Origin of the sequence: Janthinobacterium breve, from assembly GCF_051380895.1 — a bacterium.
Lineage (GTDB): Bacteria > Pseudomonadota > Gammaproteobacteria > Burkholderiales > Burkholderiaceae_D > Janthinobacterium.
On the sequence record NZ_JBNYXY010000002.1, the window covers coordinates 417,629 to 434,479 of the forward strand.

General features: G+C 60.5%; 17 protein-coding genes. 5 read left to right on the top strand and 12 right to left on the bottom strand.

All coding sequences use genetic code 11. The annotated features are described in order from the left end of the window. Positions 1–67: 67 nt before the first annotated feature. Together ACQ4W0_RS04665 and ACQ4W0_RS04670 are read left to right on the top strand one after the other, a co-directional pair. On the top strand, positions 68–418 hold the full coding sequence (locus ACQ4W0_RS04665) for a type II toxin-antitoxin system RelE/ParE family toxin (RefSeq protein ID WP_436575704.1): 351 nt from the start codon (positions 68–70) through the stop codon (positions 416–418). After that, a complete protein-coding gene (locus ACQ4W0_RS04670) occupies positions 415–699 on the top strand; it encodes a Fis family transcriptional regulator (RefSeq protein WP_436575705.1) in 285 nt (94 codons plus the stop codon). The genes ACQ4W0_RS04665 and ACQ4W0_RS04670 overlap by 4 nt, the downstream gene beginning before the upstream one ends. A 4-nt stretch (positions 700–703) precedes the next feature. On the opposite strand, the gene ACQ4W0_RS04675 is transcribed toward ACQ4W0_RS04670, so the two are convergent. Then, complete coding sequence (locus tag ACQ4W0_RS04675; RefSeq protein WP_436575706.1) at positions 704–2,056, bottom strand: TAXI family TRAP transporter solute-binding subunit; 1,353 nt, start codon at positions 2,054–2,056, stop codon at positions 704–706. Positions 2,057–2,187: 131 nt separating this feature from the next. Here ACQ4W0_RS04675 and ACQ4W0_RS04680 point away from each other — a divergent pair, with 131 nt between their 5' ends. Then, the gene (locus ACQ4W0_RS04680; protein WP_436575707.1) at positions 2,188–2,793 is read left to right on the top strand and encodes a glutathione S-transferase family protein; all 606 of its coding nucleotides are present in this window, start codon (positions 2,188–2,190) and stop codon (positions 2,791–2,793) included. Here the strand turns inward: ACQ4W0_RS04680 and ACQ4W0_RS04685 are convergent. From ACQ4W0_RS04685 to ACQ4W0_RS04715, 7 genes are all read right to left on the bottom strand, one after another. Then, entirely contained in the window at positions 2,790–3,173 is a 384-nt protein-coding gene (locus tag ACQ4W0_RS04685) for a hypothetical protein (RefSeq protein ID WP_436575708.1), read from the bottom strand. The genes ACQ4W0_RS04680 and ACQ4W0_RS04685 overlap by 4 nt on opposite strands. A 60-nt stretch (positions 3,174–3,233) precedes the next feature. Next, on the bottom strand, positions 3,234–6,350 hold the full coding sequence (locus ACQ4W0_RS04690; RefSeq protein ID WP_436575709.1) for a transglycosylase domain-containing protein: 3,117 nt from the start codon (positions 6,348–6,350) through the stop codon (positions 3,234–3,236). A gap of 363 nt (positions 6,351–6,713) precedes the next feature. Continuing rightward, on the bottom strand, positions 6,714–7,499 hold the full coding sequence (locus tag ACQ4W0_RS04695) for a competence/damage-inducible protein A (RefSeq protein WP_436575710.1): 786 nt from the start codon (positions 7,497–7,499) through the stop codon (positions 6,714–6,716). 45 nt (positions 7,500–7,544) lie between these two features. Beyond that, the gene (locus ACQ4W0_RS04700; protein ID WP_436575711.1) at positions 7,545–8,372 is read right to left on the bottom strand and encodes an EI24 domain-containing protein; all 828 of its coding nucleotides are present in this window, start codon (positions 8,370–8,372) and stop codon (positions 7,545–7,547) included. Further along, positions 8,372–9,412: a sterol desaturase family protein gene (locus ACQ4W0_RS04705; RefSeq protein WP_436575712.1), complete on the bottom strand. Its 1,041-nt coding sequence runs from the start codon at positions 9,410–9,412 to the stop codon at positions 8,372–8,374. Before ACQ4W0_RS04705 ends, ACQ4W0_RS04700 begins: the two co-directional genes overlap by 1 nt. Then, positions 9,409–10,218 carry a polysaccharide deacetylase family protein gene (locus ACQ4W0_RS04710; protein WP_436575836.1) on the bottom strand — a complete coding sequence of 270 codons (810 nt, stop codon included), beginning with the start codon at positions 10,216–10,218 and terminating at the stop codon, positions 9,409–9,411. Before ACQ4W0_RS04710 ends, ACQ4W0_RS04705 begins: the two co-directional genes overlap by 4 nt. Before the next feature lie 38 nt (positions 10,219–10,256). Further along, positions 10,257–11,228 carry a YVTN family beta-propeller repeat protein gene (locus tag ACQ4W0_RS04715; RefSeq protein WP_495542775.1) on the bottom strand — a complete coding sequence of 324 codons (972 nt, stop codon included), beginning with the start codon at positions 11,226–11,228 and terminating at the stop codon, positions 10,257–10,259. A gap of 197 nt (positions 11,229–11,425) precedes the next feature. Here ACQ4W0_RS04715 and ACQ4W0_RS04720 point away from each other — a divergent pair, with 197 nt between their 5' ends. Then, on the top strand, positions 11,426–11,782 hold the full coding sequence (locus ACQ4W0_RS04720) for an FKBP-type peptidyl-prolyl cis-trans isomerase (protein WP_010395194.1): 357 nt from the start codon (positions 11,426–11,428) through the stop codon (positions 11,780–11,782). Positions 11,783–11,991: 209 nt separating this feature from the next. Then, positions 11,992–12,246, top strand: a complete 255-nt coding sequence (locus tag ACQ4W0_RS04725; protein WP_034782468.1) for an acyl-CoA-binding protein — start codon at positions 11,992–11,994, stop codon at positions 12,244–12,246. Between the two features lie 139 nt (positions 12,247–12,385). On the opposite strand, the gene proX is transcribed toward ACQ4W0_RS04725, so the two are convergent. The 4 genes from proX to ACQ4W0_RS04745 form a co-directional block, all read right to left on the bottom strand. Beyond that, positions 12,386–13,444, bottom strand: a complete 1,059-nt coding sequence (gene proX, locus ACQ4W0_RS04730; RefSeq protein ID WP_436575714.1) for a glycine betaine/L-proline ABC transporter substrate-binding protein ProX — start codon at positions 13,442–13,444, stop codon at positions 12,386–12,388. 12 nt (positions 13,445–13,456) lie between these two features. Then, entirely contained in the window at positions 13,457–14,560 is a 1,104-nt protein-coding gene (gene proW, locus ACQ4W0_RS04735) for a glycine betaine/L-proline ABC transporter permease ProW (protein ID WP_436575715.1), read from the bottom strand. Next, a complete protein-coding gene (proV, locus tag ACQ4W0_RS04740; protein ID WP_436575716.1) occupies positions 14,557–15,792 on the bottom strand; it encodes a glycine betaine/L-proline ABC transporter ATP-binding protein ProV in 1,236 nt (411 codons plus the stop codon). The genes proW and proV overlap by 4 nt, the downstream gene beginning before the upstream one ends. 583 nt (positions 15,793–16,375) lie before the next feature. Next, on the bottom strand, positions 16,376–16,660 hold the full coding sequence (locus ACQ4W0_RS04745) for a polyhydroxyalkanoic acid system family protein (RefSeq protein ID WP_436575717.1): 285 nt from the start codon (positions 16,658–16,660) through the stop codon (positions 16,376–16,378). Positions 16,661–16,851 lie beyond the last annotated feature (191 nt).

Below are 16,851 nucleotides of genomic sequence, written 5' to 3' on the forward strand. Positions count from 1 at the left end.
TTTTCAAGAGCAGCGCAGATTTACCTTGCGAAAATGTACCTTACATAGTACAACGCAGAGGTGCGTCATGGATGCTTCCGGCTTGCGGCAGATTACCCTGCTGTTCTATGCGAACGGCCATGGTGGCGAACCCGTGCGCGACTGGCTCAAGTCGCTGCCCATCGAAGAGCGCCATGTGATCGGGCAAGACTTGATGCATGCGCAATGGCGCTGGCCCGTGGGCATGCCCCTGTGCCGGCATCTGGGGCAAGGTTTATCGGAAGTACGCAGCAGCTTGCCCGGCAAGCGCATCGCCCGCGTGCTGATCTGCCATCACGGCGATTGCCTGGTGGCCTTGCACGGCTTTATCAAGAAAACCCGCGCCACGCCGGACGACGACCTGGCGCTGGCCCGCAAACGCTACAAGGAACTGACATGAACGCCACCGCTCCCCATCTGGGCAGCCGTCTCGACGACTTCCTCAAGGAAGAAGGCATCTTCGAGCAAACGCAAAACCGCGCCATCAAGGAAGTGATCGCCTGGCAACTGACGCAAGCCATGCAGGAACAAGCGATGTCGAAGACGCGCATGGCGGCCCTGCTGCAGACAAGCCGCTCGCAGCTGGACCGCCTGCTCGACCCCAGCAGCGACGTGACGCTCTCCACCCTGGAGCGGGCCGCCGCGCTGGTGGGGCGCAAGCTGTCGATCACCCTCGTTTAAGCGCTCAGGCCGGCTCGCCCTCTTCAAGCGCAGGATGCTCGCCCATCAGGGTCAAGATGCGCTTGCGCACGAAATTGATGTGACTGCGCAAGCCATACAGGCCATCGGCAAACGACAGGGGAATGGAGATCTGGTTGACCATTTCCTCGATCTGGTCCAGCCGCTTCAATTGCGCCACATACACTTGCGCACGCTGCTCTTGCGGCACGTCTTCCAGCGCCTGCTCGACCGTGCGCAGCTGGCCATACCAGCGGTACACGCGCGAGCGGATGCGCCACACGTACAGTGGCGGCACCACGCGCGACAGGGGCAATATCAAGGCGCCCAGCGCCACCACCAGCACCCACATGCGGTCAAAGAAATTGGCCAGCCAGAAACTCATATAGCGCTGCAGCACGGGTGCGCCATCCTTGTAGAACTTCAGCGCTTCGGGCGCCACGGGAATTTCCGTATAGCGCGCGGACGGGAACTGCCCCTGTTGCTGGAACCAGCCCGTGCCGCCATGAATGCGGGCCGCCGCCTGCACGAACAGGTCGACCAGGGCAGGATGCAAGTCCTCGCGCGCGACCAAGGTGGCGGTCGGCGCGATCAGGTGGTAATCCTGCGCAGGGATGTTTTTCCCCAGGTCGACGATACCGCGTGGCAAGACGACATGCGTGAGGAAAGGCAGGCGCCGCGTGTACGCCTCGGCTTGCGAAAAATCAAACAGCTTGATGCCCGGCGTTTGCAGCAGCATCTGGATCAGCGGCGCTTCCGGCGCCGAGCTGAACACGAGGCCGTCGATGCGCCCTTCCAGCAGCTCCACCGTGGCAGGCGTGTTTTGCAAGTCGCTCACCGTCAACTCGTTCGCTTCGACACCATTCACGGACAGCAACTGCCGGAACAGGCTGGGCACGCCCGTGCCTTCCGGCCCCAGGTTGATCTTCATGCCTTTCAATTGCGTCAGTTCCGTCACCGCCTTGTCTTCGCGCAGGAACAGCCAGACGGGTTCCGTAAACAGGCTGCCCAGCGAAATCAAGCCATGGCGCTCGGCATCGGCGTGCTCCGTCGAGCCGCTTTGCACGAAGGCGATATCGGTCTTGCCGCTATTGAGGCGCTGCAGGTTTTCCTGCGAGCCCAGCGACGGCTGCAAGGTCACCTTGATGCCGTGCTTGGCCAAGGTGGCTGCATATTTCTTGCCGAATTCTTCATACGCGCTATTGTCCTGCCCCGTCGACAGGCTCACGTGGCGCGGTGGCGCCGGGTCGACCAGCCAGTAAGCGAGCGCGCAAAACGCGCCAACCAGCAGCAAGGTGGGACCGGCGGTGGCGAGGAAATCGCGCACGGAGAAGCGGCTGAACGCGAGGATTTTGGACATGTGGTGGCGCATAGGTTTCATGGGTGGCTACGATGCCAAGAAAAGCCCAACTATGCAAGGCACTTTCACATGCGCGGCGTGGCCATTTCGGCTACAGTGGCAGATCGATCATCTGCCCCACGGAGCCCTGCATGCTGAAAATTCTTGGAAAAGCCGCCTCGATTAATGTCCGCAAAGTCTTGTGGACGTGCGAGGAACTCGACCTGCCGTATGAACGCGAAGACTGGGGCAGCGGCTTTCGCTCCACCGACGACCCCGCCTTCCTGGCCTTGAATCCGAACGCCATGGTGCCAGTGCTGCTCGATGGCGACCTGGTGCTGTGGGAATCGAACACGATTTGCCGCTACCTGTGCGCCCAGGCGGGCCGCGACGACTTGCTGCCAAGTCATCCCCGTGCCCGCGCGGAAGTGGAAAAATGGATGGACTGGCAAATGGGTGATTTGAACAACAGCTGGCGCTACGCCTTCATGTCGCTGGTGCGCCACAGCCCCGCGCACCAGGATGCAAAGCAGCTGGCGACCGGTATCGCCGGATGGAACAAGATGATGGGCATCCTGGAGCAGCAGTTGCAGCGCACGGGCGCCTATGTCTGCGGTGAAACGTTCACCCTGGCCGATATTGTGCTGGGCCTGTCCGTCAAGCGCTGGCTGATGGCGCCGATGCAACGTCCCGAGACTCCCGCCATTACCGCCTACCATGCGCGCCTGGCCGGCAAGATGGCAGAATTTGCCGGCTAATCGAGTTCGATTGCCTCGACCGTGCCGCCGATGACATAGCAATCGCCATCGCGGCGCACTTCGTCCAGTGTAGCGGGATCATCATGCGTGTACGTGCCGTCGACATCGACGCACCAGACGTCGCCGAAACGCAGCAACTTCACGCCGCAGCAGATGCGGTTGATGAAGTTGCCCGGCATCCTGACCAGCAATTCCCGCACCTCGCCCACCGTGATGGCGACTCGGCGCCAGACATTGCCGTCCAGCGCATGATTTCTCGCGTGCAAGACGATACGCACGGCCTGCACGCCCCGGGGCCCATACACCTGTTCGATGGACACGAGCGCGCCATCGTCAAAGCGGTGATATTGCGCAAAAATTTGCTGCGTCTTGTCCATCATCACTTTCTCCTCCATAAAAAAACCGGCCCATTCAGGCCGGCTTTTAGTTGCAGCAACGATTTAATTCGTGCACTGCTTGGCCACGCCCTCGGCCGGCGCGGGCGGCTCGATCAGCGGCATCAGGCTCGGCGCCAGGGACACCAGCAGTTGCACGGGCAAGGCGCTGGTGAAATCGTAGTGCTTCGATTCCGGTCCCCGCACATACGCCGTCATGCTGCCGTAGAAGCGTTCGCCGATATTGAACACGAATGTCGCCGAACGGTTCACATAGCGCGACTCGATCAATCGGCCGCCGGCGCCATATACGTCGAAGCGCTGGTCACCCGTGCCCGTCTTGCCGCCCATGGGAATCGGAACGCCGTCGGCGCCGACGAATGCCGTCTTCGCCCGTTTCGCCGTGCCGTCCGACACCACTTCGCGGATAGCCTTGGCGACGGCCTTGGCCACGTCCGGCGACAGCACTTGTTCCGCCTCCACCTTCGTGCCCCGCTTGACCATGGTGTCATATGGCGTGTTGGCGGCGAAATGCATGGAATCGATGCGCACACTCGGTTTGCGCACGCCATCGTTGATGATGATGCCCATCAACTCGGCCAGTGCGGCGGGACGGTCGGCGGACGCACCCAAAGTCGTCGCGTAGGACGGCACCAGCGAATCAAACGGATAGCCCATCTTCTTCCACTGGCGGTGGATTTCCAGGAAGCCCTCCACTTCCAGCAAGTTGGCGATGCGGCGGTCCTGCGCATGCTTGCGGTGCGTATTGAACAGCCATTTGTACACTTCCTGGCGTTCCTTCTCGCTGGCTGCCACCATCTGCGACAGGGTGGAGCCTTCGTGCTGGCGCAGATACGCCACCATCCACAGTTCCAGCGGATGCACATTGGCCAGATAACCGCGGTCGGCCAAGGACCAGTTTTCCATCGCGTACTGCTGGTACATCTTGGCGACGCGCTCGGGCGGCACTTCGTTTTGCGATGGCAAGTTGGCGTTGAGGAAATCGCCGAATTCCGCCACCGTGCCCTTCGGATTGATGGTGCGGAAGATATTCGCCAGGCGCACGGGGGTCGGGCGAATGCTGGCCAGCAGGATCTTTTCCTGCTCGTCAACGCTCTTGCCGCGGTACTTCTGATAGAAGCGGTGCAGGAATTCGCGCCCTTCCTTGTCGGCAAAACGGCTCAGGTACTGCGCGCGGCGCGGGTCGTCCGCATCCGCCAGCAGGGAAGCCGACGAATCGGGGCGCGAAAACATGTAGTAGCGCGCCACGTCGCGCATCAGGCGCACGAACACCAGGTTGGTCGACTGGCGCAGCGCCTGCTGCACCGTCAGGATGCGGCTGTCGTCGAGCTTGGAAAAGTTGCCGAAATGATGCAAACCGCCGCCCGTGAAGAAACCTTCGCCCGGATTGCCCGAATATTTGCGTTCCATGGCGGCCGCCAGCATGGCCGGCAAGTTGCGCGCCTCGCCGAGCGGCAATGGTTTCAGGTAGGCAATCGCCCACTGCGACAGCATGTCCTTCGGATCGACGGTAATCTTGCCCAGCTCGGCCGCGCCCATGCCACTGTAGCGCTGGTGCAACTGGTCGATGATGTCCAGATAGGTGACCAGGGTGCGTAGCTTGGCCGTCGAACCCAGGTCCAGCTTGGCGCCTTCGTTGATGTCGAGCGGCTGGTCAAAGTTATCCGTTTGCACGCGCAGCAAGTTGGCTTGCTCGCCCTTTTGCAGCAGGGTAAAGCTGTAGACGACGTTGGCCGGGTCGCCATTGCCCAGCATGCCCTTGCCCGTCAGGCCGGCCGCTTTCGCCACTTCCGGGTCGCGCAACTCGCGCAAGACCTTGGTGACGGCGTTTTGCGCCTGAGCGTCGAGCGTGCTGACCACTTTCAGGTCGAGGCGGTCGAGGTTGTACAAGCGCGGATCACCGAGCATGCTGGCCAGGTGGTTGCGCACGGCATTCGAGGCCTTGCGCGTGACAAACGAGGTGGACGCTTCCGATTGCACGCCCGAAGCCGTCGACGGGCGCAGCTTCTCGGCGATGGCCGCATTGCGCAGCTGCGGCGAGATCACGCCCGCCTGCGCCAGCAGGCGCAGATGGCTGTTGGTCAATTCTTCCAGGTCGGCGCCACCGGCCACCAGATAATGTGAAGGACGGCGCTGCGCGATCAACAGGCTCAGCGCCTGCTTGTAGGCCAGCGCACTACCGGGCTGCTCCATATTGCCGTTAAGCAAAGTTTTCACTTCGGCAAATGGACGGCCATACCAGACCCACATGCCGTCGCCAATGCCGTTGACTTCGCCAAAACCGCTTTTGGCCGACAGCGGCACGGTATTGAGGTAATTGACGACGATCTTGCGCCGCGCTTCCATGGTGTTCTCGCCATCCTGATACGAGCGCAGGCTGGCCGACAGCATCTGCAGCAGCTTGTCCTGCATGGAACTGGTGCGCCCGTCTTCCGAATGGCGGTATTTTTCGATTTGCGTGGCCAGGGTGCTGCCGCCACCGCCCCGGTGGCCGCCAAACAGGTTCAGCGCCTTGTCGAGGATGGCCTTGCTCAAACGATCCCATTCCACGGCGGGATTGCGCTCGGGCGTGCCCGGGTCGAGCAATTCGCGGTTTTCGATGAACAGCAGGCTTTGCACCAGCGCGGGGGGCGCTTCGGCAAAGCTGTCGAACATGCGCTCGGGATAACTGGCCGCGAACAAGGGTGCGGCGCGGCAATCGAGGATGGTCAGCCCGGCGCGGTTTTTCTCGTGATAGGTGGCAAAGATGCCCCGGTCGACCAGTTGCACCATTTTCGGCGACATGCGTGCCTGCGCCGTGACGGCATAGTCGCGCGCATTCAGCTTGCTAATAAAGTCCGGCAGGCTGGCATAGCCGAGCCGCTCGTCATACGGACCATGCTGCGGGTAGCGGATGGCGCCCGCCGGTGCAGGGCCAGGCTCGACCTTGAACGTCAGTTGGCGGTCCAGGCGCGTGAAAAACTCGGCCTGCAGGGCCGAGGTACGCACTTCGCGCATGACGAACCACGCCACGCCGGCGATCAGCGCCAGCACGATGATGGCAAAGATCGGCCAGATGCGCGACCGGCGCTTCTTCGGCGGGCTCGCAGGCGGCGGCGCCTCGGCAGCTGGATCAGAGGGGGGCCGCTCTTGCGCGGCCAGGTTGACGCCTGTGTCTGTCATGGGATGCTGGGGTAAGGTTGGGTTTGGACGGCGCGGAAAAGGCGGTAGCGATACCGCTCCGCGCAGGATAAGACGAGGGCCGGCCAGGGCCGGTCACAACAAAGCTTGCTTAACATGATGTCCATACCGGTGAATCAAAAAAACACGCTACTGCACAGGCAGGCGACCCCGCAATGACAAGCAAGGCCCCTGTTCACCATTCCACCACATCGGCATGAAAACGACTGACGAGCGCACACAAAAATCTTGCTTCATTAAAGATTTTCGCAAAAAAACAACGTCCTGGAACGTACGCTTGCGTACATAGACGCACGGCGGGCTGGACGCCAGCGAAAAAGCCGCCGGCGCCGGGCTGGCAGCAGCTCAGATGGTGGTGTATTCCGCATGCAGGGCGTCGAGCGCGGCGCGCATGTCCGCAAAGGCGGCCGCCGCTTGCGCCGGTTCGCCCTTGACGCCCAGTTCGATATGCCGGCGCGTCTGCGCATCGCCCACGCTGGGCAGGCTGAACACCTTGATCAGCGGAAACTCCGCTTCCAGGCGCACCATCAGCGGCGTCAACAAGGACTCGGCCGTTTCATACACGAGCAAGGCATGTTCCGCATGCGGCACTTGGTTGAACAGATGGCTGTAATGCGTGTCGAGCACCCATTCGATCATGGGCCAGGACATGACGGGAAAGCCCGGCACGAAATAATGTTCGTGTATGGCAAAGCCGGCAATCTTGTTGTACGGATTCGGAATCAGCTCGGCGCCTGCGACAAATTCCGCCATTTTCAGGCGGTGCAGGTTTTCCGGCGAGTTCAAGTCCGCCGGCACGCCCGTTTCTTCGCCCATTTCCGTGATGCGCTGCTGGATATTGACCTTGCCCTGCGGATGCAGCACCAGCGGCAAGCCCAGCGCATCGGCCGCCGCCTGGCGCGTATGGTCGTCCGGCGTGGCGCCGATGCCGCCAAAGCTGAAAACGATGTCGCCGCTGGCAAAACTGCGCTGTAGCAAGGCGACCAGGCGGGCCGGTTCGTCGCCCACGTACTCCGCCCAGCTCAGCTGCAAGCCGCGCTGCTTGAGCATGCTCACTACTTTCGGGAAATGCTGGTCCGTGCGCTTGCCCGACAGGATTTCGTCGCCGATGATGATCAATCCGATAGCCATGGAACTTCCTCGTTCGATTCGATTAAAGGTCAGGATTAACTAAGGTCAGGCGTCCGCCGGCGCCACGTCGGTCATGCCGCGTACGCCCCGCAAACGCGACAGTGCTTCCAGGCAGTAATACTGGAACCACAGACCCGTAAAGATAAAGATCAGTACATACAGCCAGATGGCAAACGCCGCCAGGAAGGGGAAGAACACCACCGACATCACGCCGCCCATCCACAGCATGCCCGGCACGGCGCCGGCCGCGCCGGACACCATGCCGATGGCCAGCAGGGGCCAGCGCTGCGTGCGCATGATGGCGTGACGCTCTTCCACGCTGGCATAGTCGGCCATGGCGTCATACGCCATCACGCGGTAGGTCAGCCAGCCCCACAGCACGGCTTGCCCCACCAATGCGGCGGGCGGAAACGCGTACAGGGGCAGCATGACTACCCAGACGACGATGAACAGCAAGAACGTGGCCAGCGAGGTGCCGACGCTTCCAGCCAAGCTGCCGCCATGTTTCTTTTCCAGTTGCGGAAAGTGCCGCCCGCCAATGTGGCGGCCGATGGCCGGCATGGCGAACAGGCCCATGAAAATGAGCGCCGTCAATATCATCAGTGGCAGCAGCATGAACATGGCAATCAGGGGCACGATCACGGCTTTCAGCACGCCCAGGCCAAAGGTGGCCAGCACCTGTCCGCTGGTGCGGAAGAAATCGTATTCGATAAACAACGCATGCAAGCTGTCGATCAGCGGCTGCAGGCCTACATACAGCAGGGCGCCCCACAGGATCACCGACAGGATGAACGGCGCGACGCTCAGCAGCAATATCTTGCCATGCAATTGCGACAGCAAGGCGCGGCCATACGAATTCAACACATTACGCATCAACGGCGTCCTTTTCGTTTAATTCCTGCAAATTCCACCATGCGGCGCAGGCCCAGCCATTGCTGCTGCCAGAAGCCGCGGCCATAGTTGCGCCCCGGCCGGCCGATGCCCTTGCTGTCGATGCGTGCCAGCTGGTCGCGCACGCCCGTGCGTGCGTAGCCCGCCGAGAAATTCGCGGTGCCCAGCAGCATATCCCAAATCGGCAAGACCACGCCGAAGTTGCAACCGCCCATGCTGCCCTTGCCTTTCGACTCGTGCCCCACGCCAATGGCATGATGCGTGCGGTGGAAACGGGGCGAGATCAACAGCCGCTCGCCGATGCGGCCGAAGTGTATCCTCACATTCGCATGCTGCAAGCTTTGCAAAATACGCGAAATCGACACCAGCAGCACATACTGGCCAGGCGGCACGCCGATGCCGAGCGCCACCAGGGCCATCACCACGTCGCGCAAGAAGTCATCGAGCAAATGGTTGCGGTCATCGCTCCACAAGTTCATGTTTTGCTGACTGTGATGCAGGCTGTGCAAGCCCCACCACCAGCCGAAATGGTGCGAAGCCCGATGGTAGCAATAGTCGACAAAGTCCAGTATCACAAAATAAATAATAAAACTGAGCAAGGGACTGATGCCAGGCAACAGCGACTCCAGGTTCAGGGGATGGATGTTATCGAAACGCAAAGCGCCCGCCAGCGCATCCATCAGCGGATCGAGCGTAAAGAAGACCAGCACGGAAAACAGGCCGATGCGGTGCAGCACCGTGTAAATAAAGTCGTTCCAGCGGGCACGCGCGTCGGTGATCTTTTGCGCGGGAATCAAGGCTTCGAGCGGGCGCAACACAAGAAACAGCAGCACCAGCTCGCACAGGCCGATCAGCAGCCATTCCGTGCCCTCGAACGCCTCTTCCGTGAATTCGCCAAAGCCCAGGTGGTAGACGAGAGGATTCACCACAGTCTGGAACAACCAGCCTTGCGCCACGCCAAAGGCGTCGACCACGGCGTCGATGGCCGGTTGCACGATGGCGCTGATGTCGGCGGCGATCATGGCCGGCCTTTCTTCTGCGCGTAGGCGGGATGCTCGCGCAGGGTGGCAAAACAGAAACCCTTCTCTTGCAAGCCGAAAATCAAGGCATCGAGGTTGGCGGGCGCCCACGGCTCTTTGCGCGACCAGATGCCCATGTGCGAAATGAAAATGTCGCCGCTGCGCAAGTTGGCCAGCGCTTTTTTCAGCAGCATGGCGTTTGAATACTTGTCGCTGGGCAGCTCATCGCCGGAATACCCCGCTGGCGCCCAGCCTGCATGCTGGTAGCCGCAGGCGCTGCCGGCCGCCAGGGTGCGCGGCGAGGTGTAGCCGCCCGGCGCGCGCCAGAACGGATCGAGCTTGTGCCCGGTCAGCTCCTGGAAGCGCGTATCGACCCGGCGCAATTCCTCGCAAAACTGTTGATCGGTCAACGACGCCAGCTTGCCGCCCTCCTTGCCGAACTGCGGCTTGACCTGGATCAAGCCGTTGGCCAGATCCTTCTTCCAGTACACGTGGTCAAACGTATGCGTGCCGAACGCATGGCCTTCGGCGACGCGGGCCTTCCAGTACGGCGCCCACGACGGGTCGAGCGAATAGTCGCCGCGCGTGGTCTTTTCATTGGCCAGGAAGAAGGTCGCCTTCACATGACGTTTATTCAGCACGTCGGCGATCAGTTGCGCTTGCGACTGGCTGCCCGTGTCGAACGTCATGTAGATGGTGCCCTTGCAGGCGGCCGGCGCGGCGGTGGGGGTAGCAAATGCGGTGGCAGACCCGGCGGTAGGTGCGGCCGCATGCGCGGGCGACGGCATGGCGCTGGCGCACAGCAACATGGCGGGCAAGCCGCCAGTCAGAATAAGACGCTGCATCATCACATGCGCGGCGAGTGGGTGGCGAAATACACGCCATGGGGCGAGCGGCCGACAGGAATGGTCTTGATGACCTTGCGCGTCGTCAGATCGATCACGGCCACTTTCTTGATCCAGCGCAGGGTTACCCACATGGTCTTGCCATCGGGCGTGATTTCCATGCAGTCCGGGCCGCCCGGCACATTGATGGTGCCCACATTTTCCAGCGTCTTCTGGTCGATGATGTTGATGGTGTTCGACACGCGGTTCGACACAAAGGTCATGCGCTTGTCGCCCAGCGCGCGGAAATTATGCGTGCCGGCGCCCGCCTTGATGCGCTTGACGGTCTTTTGCGTGCGCCAGTCGATCACTTCCACGTAATCGCTGCCCATGATGCCCACCAGCAAATAGTTACCATCGGGCGTCATGGTGATGCCGGCTGGCGCGGGGCCCACAGGCATGGTCCATTTCACGGTCTGCGTGGCCAGATCGATGGCGCTGACTTGGTTGCTGCCCTGCTGCGTAATGAAAGCCATGCTGCTGTCGGCCGTGAACGCCATGTGGCTGGGCAACTTTGGCAGCGCGATACGCTTGGCCAGGGTCAGGCTCTTGCCGTCGTAGCGGTACAGGTCGATGCGGTCCAGGCGCAGCGAATTCGAGATGAACCACTTCTGGTCCGGCGAAAAGCCGATCTGGTAAGGGTCGAGGATATTGCCGATGCGGCGCTGGATCTGGCCCGACACGGGGTCAAGGAAGATCAATTCGTTGCCGACGGAACTGGCGACGATCAGCGATTTGCCGTCCGGCGTCTCCATCAGATGGTGCGGTTCCTTGCCGACGGCAAAGGTAGACAGTGGAGCATAGGTTTTCTGGTCCAGCAGTTGCACCGTGGCATCACGGGAATTGAGTACCACCACCACTTCGGCTTGCGCCGTGGACATTGCGGAAACCAGGCACAGCGAGGAAAAAACAAGGCGGCGTAGACTGCGGAACATGGAAGAAATCACTGTTAAATACAAAACAGGCATTTTACGTGGAACACTGTATTTTTTGTATTAAATCCCCCCTTAAATGCGACCTTCAGCCACACATTGCCGTAATTTCCCCTTTTTCCCTGCGCCGGGCCTGGAATGGCGCTTTGCAACTCATTGCTCTACAATCTGTAGCTTTCATCGCCTACACAAGGATTATCATGACCACCACCACTACCGCTTCCGGCCTGCAATACATCGATACCGTCGTCGGCGAAGGCGCTGAAGCGCAAGCCGGCAACAATGTTGTCGTGCATTACACGGGCTGGCTGCAAAACGACGACGGCAGCGCCGGTTCGAAATTTGACTCGAGCAAAGACCGCAACGACCCATTCGAATTCCCGCTGGGCGCAGGCCGCGTCATTCAAGGCTGGGACGAAGGCGTGCAAGGCATGAAAGTGGGCGGCAAGCGCCAGCTGATCATCCCGGCAGCACTGGGCTATGGCGCACGCGGCGCCGGCGGCGCGATTCCACCGAACGCCACCCTGATTTTCGACGTCGAACTGCTGGGCGTATAAGCTGGGTCTATAAGAAGCAGGCCGCGCTCGCAAGACCGCGCCAGGCGCCGCCCCTGTTCACTCAGCGGCGGCGCTTTTGTTTTGAATAAGCCCTCTAATGCACGGCGCCCTTTTTTCACTATGATGTCAGGCACTGCAGCACGCACGGTGGCCACTCCGCCGGGCCTGCCGCACTTTTCCAGCGATTCCATCAGCACACAGGAGCCATCATGAGTTTACAAGAGCAATTTGAACAAGCGCAGCTCGATTCCAAGACCCTGTCCGAGCGTCCGGACAATATGACCTTGTTGAAAATCTACGCCTTGTTCAAGCAAGCGTCGAGCGGCGACGCCACGGGCGAGCGTCCTGGCATGACCGACTTCGTCAACCGCGCCAAGTTCGACGCCTGGGCGGCCCTGGCCGGCACCTCGAAGGAAGAGGCGCAACAGCAATACATCGACTTGATCGAAGACTTGAAGGATTAAACGCGACAGATGCCTGTTTTGCAGAGAAATAGGCCGAAAACGGCTGAAAACTCACAAAAAACCACCAAAACAGGCCGAAAACGCAAAAGTGGCTACCAAATCGGTAGCCACTTTTTTTATGCCTGTAACAAGCACAAACTTACTTCTTCGCTGCCGCCAGCGCTTGCGCGATCCAGCCGTCAAACGTCTGCTGATGGTACTTGATCCAGCCGGCCGTATGGCGCGCGATATCGGCTTGCGTGTTTTCGCCAATGCGCATGCGCTCGTTCTGTGCATTGATGTCGGCAATCGGCAGTCGCATGACTTCAAACAGTTTCACGGCCGCCGGGTTCTTAGCGGCCCAGTCGCGGTTCACGACGATGCGTGTGGTATTGACGGCAAAACCATAGTCGCTGCCATCGTCGAGACGGGTATTCGTCTTCTCGGGTGTGGACGAGAACGGCACTTTCAGCCACACGACATCCTTGCCCGGCACCAGCACGCCACTGACCCAGTAAGGTGTCCACGTGTAGTACAGGATCGGCTCGCCACGCTTGTAGCGGCCGATGGTATCGGCGATCAGCGCAGAATAGCTGCCCTGCACATGCTTGACCGTTGCACGCAGCTTGTAGGCATCCATGTGGTTTTCGATCATCGCCTCGCAGCCCCAGCCGGGGTTGCAGCCCGTTAAATCAGCCTTGCCATCGCCATCATGGTCGAACAGCTTGGCCAGGGTGGGATCGCGCAGCTGGTCGATATTGGTGATGTTGTACTTCTCGGCCGTCGCCTTGTCGATCATGTAGCCTTGCGCGGCAGGACCGGCATACTGGCCCGTGCGCAGCAGTTTGGCGTCGCCGCCGGCATTGTTGTAATAGTCCTTGTGCAAGGGGTCCCAGTGCACGGCCAGAAAGGTCGCGTCGCCATTGGCGATCGCGATATGCGCGGTCGGATATTCCACTTCCTTGATCGGCTGCATTTCATAACCGAGCTTTTCCAGGGCGCGCTCGACAAGCATGGTCTGGAAGGTTTCTTCCGCGATCGAGCTTTGCAGCGCCTGCACCTTGATGCCCTTGCCGGGCAACGCACCGGCAGGCGCAGCCGGCGTTTGCGCCATGGCCAGGCTGGTGGTCAGGGCCAGGGCGGCGATCGCCAGGACAGAAAACAACTGGAACTTGCGTTGCGATTTTTGCGTCACTTTAAAATTTTCAATTTGATGCATGGGTATCCTTTCTTATTGTGCGTTGGCAAGCGTGGCTTGCTGAGCGGCATTCGCTTCGGCCTTGGCGGCATTGCCGCGCACCAGGCGCAGCACGAAACCGGCAGGACCTGTCTGATACCAATGGCGTACGCCACGGCGTGGCTGGCCCATCGCTTGCGTCAAACGGTCCAGGGTGATGGCCAGCAGCACGATGCCCAGGCCGCCCACGGTGGCCAGGCCCATGTCCAGGCGGCCGATGCCGCGCAATACCATCTGACCCAGGCCACCGACGGCGATCATCGAGGCGATCACGACCATCGACAGCGACAACATCAGCGACTGGTTGATACCGGCCATGATGGACGGCATGGCCAGCGGAAACTGTACGCGGGTCAGCAACTGCCACGGCGAGGCGCCATACGCGCGGGCCGCTTCGATCAGGTCCGGACGCACCTGGCGGATACCGAGGTTGGTCAGGCGCACCAGCGGCGGCAGGGCAAAGATGATCGTCACGATCACGCCTGGCGCATTACCGATACCGAACAGCATCACCACCGGCACCAGATACACGAAGGCGGGCGTGGTCTGCATGGCATCGAGCAAGGGGCGCAGGATATTCTGCGCGCGGTCGCTGCTGGCAAGAAAAATGCCCAGCGGCAAGCCAATGGCCAGGCAAAAAGCCAAGGAGGTGAGCACCAGCGACAAGGTGATCATGGCTTCCGGCCAGATACCCAGCATCGATACCACCAACAGCGCCAATACGGTGCCGATGGCCAGGGTGCGGCTGGTAAATTGCCAGGCCAGCAAGCCGACGATGGCGATCACGGTCAGCGACGGGGCTGCCAAGAGCACGTCGCTCACGCCATTCAGGGTGCTGTCGATCGGCGCGCGCACGGCCTGGAAAAATGGACGGAAATTGGCAACGACCCAACCCAGGCCCTGGTTGATCCAGGCTTCCAGCGGCAGCGAGCCGTCAAACAGTTGCGTCAGGTGAAAGCCGCTGGCGTGTTCGGGCGTGGCGGCGGACGCGGCAGCGTCCAGCCAGGAGGTATCGCTCGGCGCTGCCGGCAGCCAGGGATTGATCTGGGCCGCCTGTTCAACAACAGCTTCTACTGTGGAAACGGTGCTTGGGTTCATGCTTGTCCTTTCTGTAATTGTGGCTCGGCAATGGCTGGCGTATCGCGGTCGAGGAACTTCAGCAAGGTCGTCTTGCTGATGGCGCCGCGGAAGCTGCCATCATTGGCCACCACAGGGACGGCGTAAGGCAGTTGCGCCACCTGGCCGAACATGCCGGCGACTGGCTCATCTGCATTGATGGTCTGCACGTCGGGCAGATAGGCATGCGCCAGGCCCAGCGGACCGACATGGCCGTCGAGCGCATTGCGCAGCGAATCGACCGAGACGACGCCGAGGAACTTGCGCTGCGGATTGACAACATATGCAAACGCGCGATCCTGCTCTTCCAGCATCGACAGCGCGGCGCGCGAGCCGCGGCTCGGCGACTCGGACACCACGATCTGGCTCTTGCGGGCAATATCGCTGGCCTTGAAGACGGCCGCTGCATCGACGCCGCGCACGAAGTTGCGCACATAATCGTTGGCTGGTTTGCGCAGAATTTCTTCCGGTGTGCCCACTTGCACCACGTGACCATCTTTCATGATAGCAACGCGGTCGCCGATGCGCATGGCTTCGTCGAGGTCATGCGAAATGAAGACAATCGTGCGGCGCTTGATTTGCTGCAAGCGCAGCAGTTCCGATTGCATTTCCGTACGGATAATCGGATCGAGCGCTGAAAACGCTTCATCCATCAGCAAAATCGATGGATCGCAAGCCAGCGCACGGGCCAGGCCCACGCGCTGCTGCATGCCGCCCGACAATTCGTCGGGATAGCTGGCGCCGTAGCCGTCCAGGCCCACCTGCTCCAGCGCTTGCTGGGCCAGCGCATGGCGCTCGGCCTTGGGCATGCCGGCCAGTTCCATGCCGAAGGCAGTGTTGTCGAGCACGGTAATTTGCGGCAGCAGCGCGAACGACTGGAACACCATGCTGATGTCCTTGCGGCGCAGGGCGCGCAGCTGGGCGTCCGGCAAGGTATTGATGTCATTGCCATCGATCAGGATGCGGCCGGCAGTCGGCTCGATCAGGCGGTTCAGCATGCGCACCAGGGTCGACTTGCCCGAACCGGACAGGCCCATGATGACGAAGATCTCGCCCGCTTCAATAGTAAAGGTGGCGTCGAAGACGCCGATGGTGCAGTCGGTCTGGGCCAGGATGTCCTGCTTGCTGGCGCCCTGACGGACGAGTTCAAGTGCTTCTTCTGGCTTGTCGCCGAACACTTTGAACACATGGTCGATAATGATTTGTTTTGCCACGATGTGGTTCTCCCTCGATTTGACGAATGGAATGAAACCCAGCAAGCTGCTAGCTTGCGGCGGGAATCAGCAAACCCTGTTGCGTCGGCTACGCCACGGCGCAAAAGCGCACGGGAGCGACAGGAAACAGGGGGTGACACGCGTGTGACCAGCGGATGGCCAAAGCCGATGCCGGGGTGCCGTGTGCGTGCTAAAAGAGGCTGTGGTTCAGGACTTTTAACAACGCTAGCGCCATGCAAATACATGGAACCAAATGTATCTGACCGAAAAAAAATCGACCAAGCTACTTTTTAACTGGATGCGGGTGTAAAACCCGAAGAATTATTCACCACTCAGCGAGTGGGGAGTACTGCGAAGCAGAAGGTGAAACGCGGTGTAGCTGTTGTAAATATGACTCAAGTATAACGCAAAAAGCCATTAAAGTCCAATGGCTTTCCAAATAGAAATGTGCTAGCAATGTTCGCTAACGTACGGTCAAACGTAAAAAAGGCGAAAAGAGATGTGTTTTCATCGTCTTTTCGCCCATCACTGCAACACGCTCCCTAGCACCAAACATGGCGCCAGACAAGGTACAGGCCCGACATCAAACTTGCTCGGCAAACACCTTGCGCATCTTCTCGGCAATCTTGCCTTCGATGGTGGAGGCAAAGGCGCTGAGCATGAAGCCCAGCTTGATTTGCAGTTGCGCCTGCTCTTTTTCCAGGGTCAGCGAACCATCGACGCCGCTGCGCTCGAAGCGCAGCACATCACCATCCCAGGCGCACGCCAGGTCATACTCCTGGGCCAGCTTGTCGGCCACTTGCTGCGCCGCTTCGCGCGCCTTTGCTGCTGTCAGCTTATGTTGCTGAACTATATTTATATCCGCCATCAAACGATCCTTTTATTATAAAAACGGGGGCCATACGGCCAGCATCATAGCAGCCGCCATGCGGCGGGCGCGACCATGCCCGGCACCGGCCAGGCAAAAAAACGCCCGCCGTCCCGCATCTCGTTTGCGCTGCATCAAACCGGACACGCCGAAGCGGGACGACTATTCCAGTTCCAGTTGCGCGTGTCTTG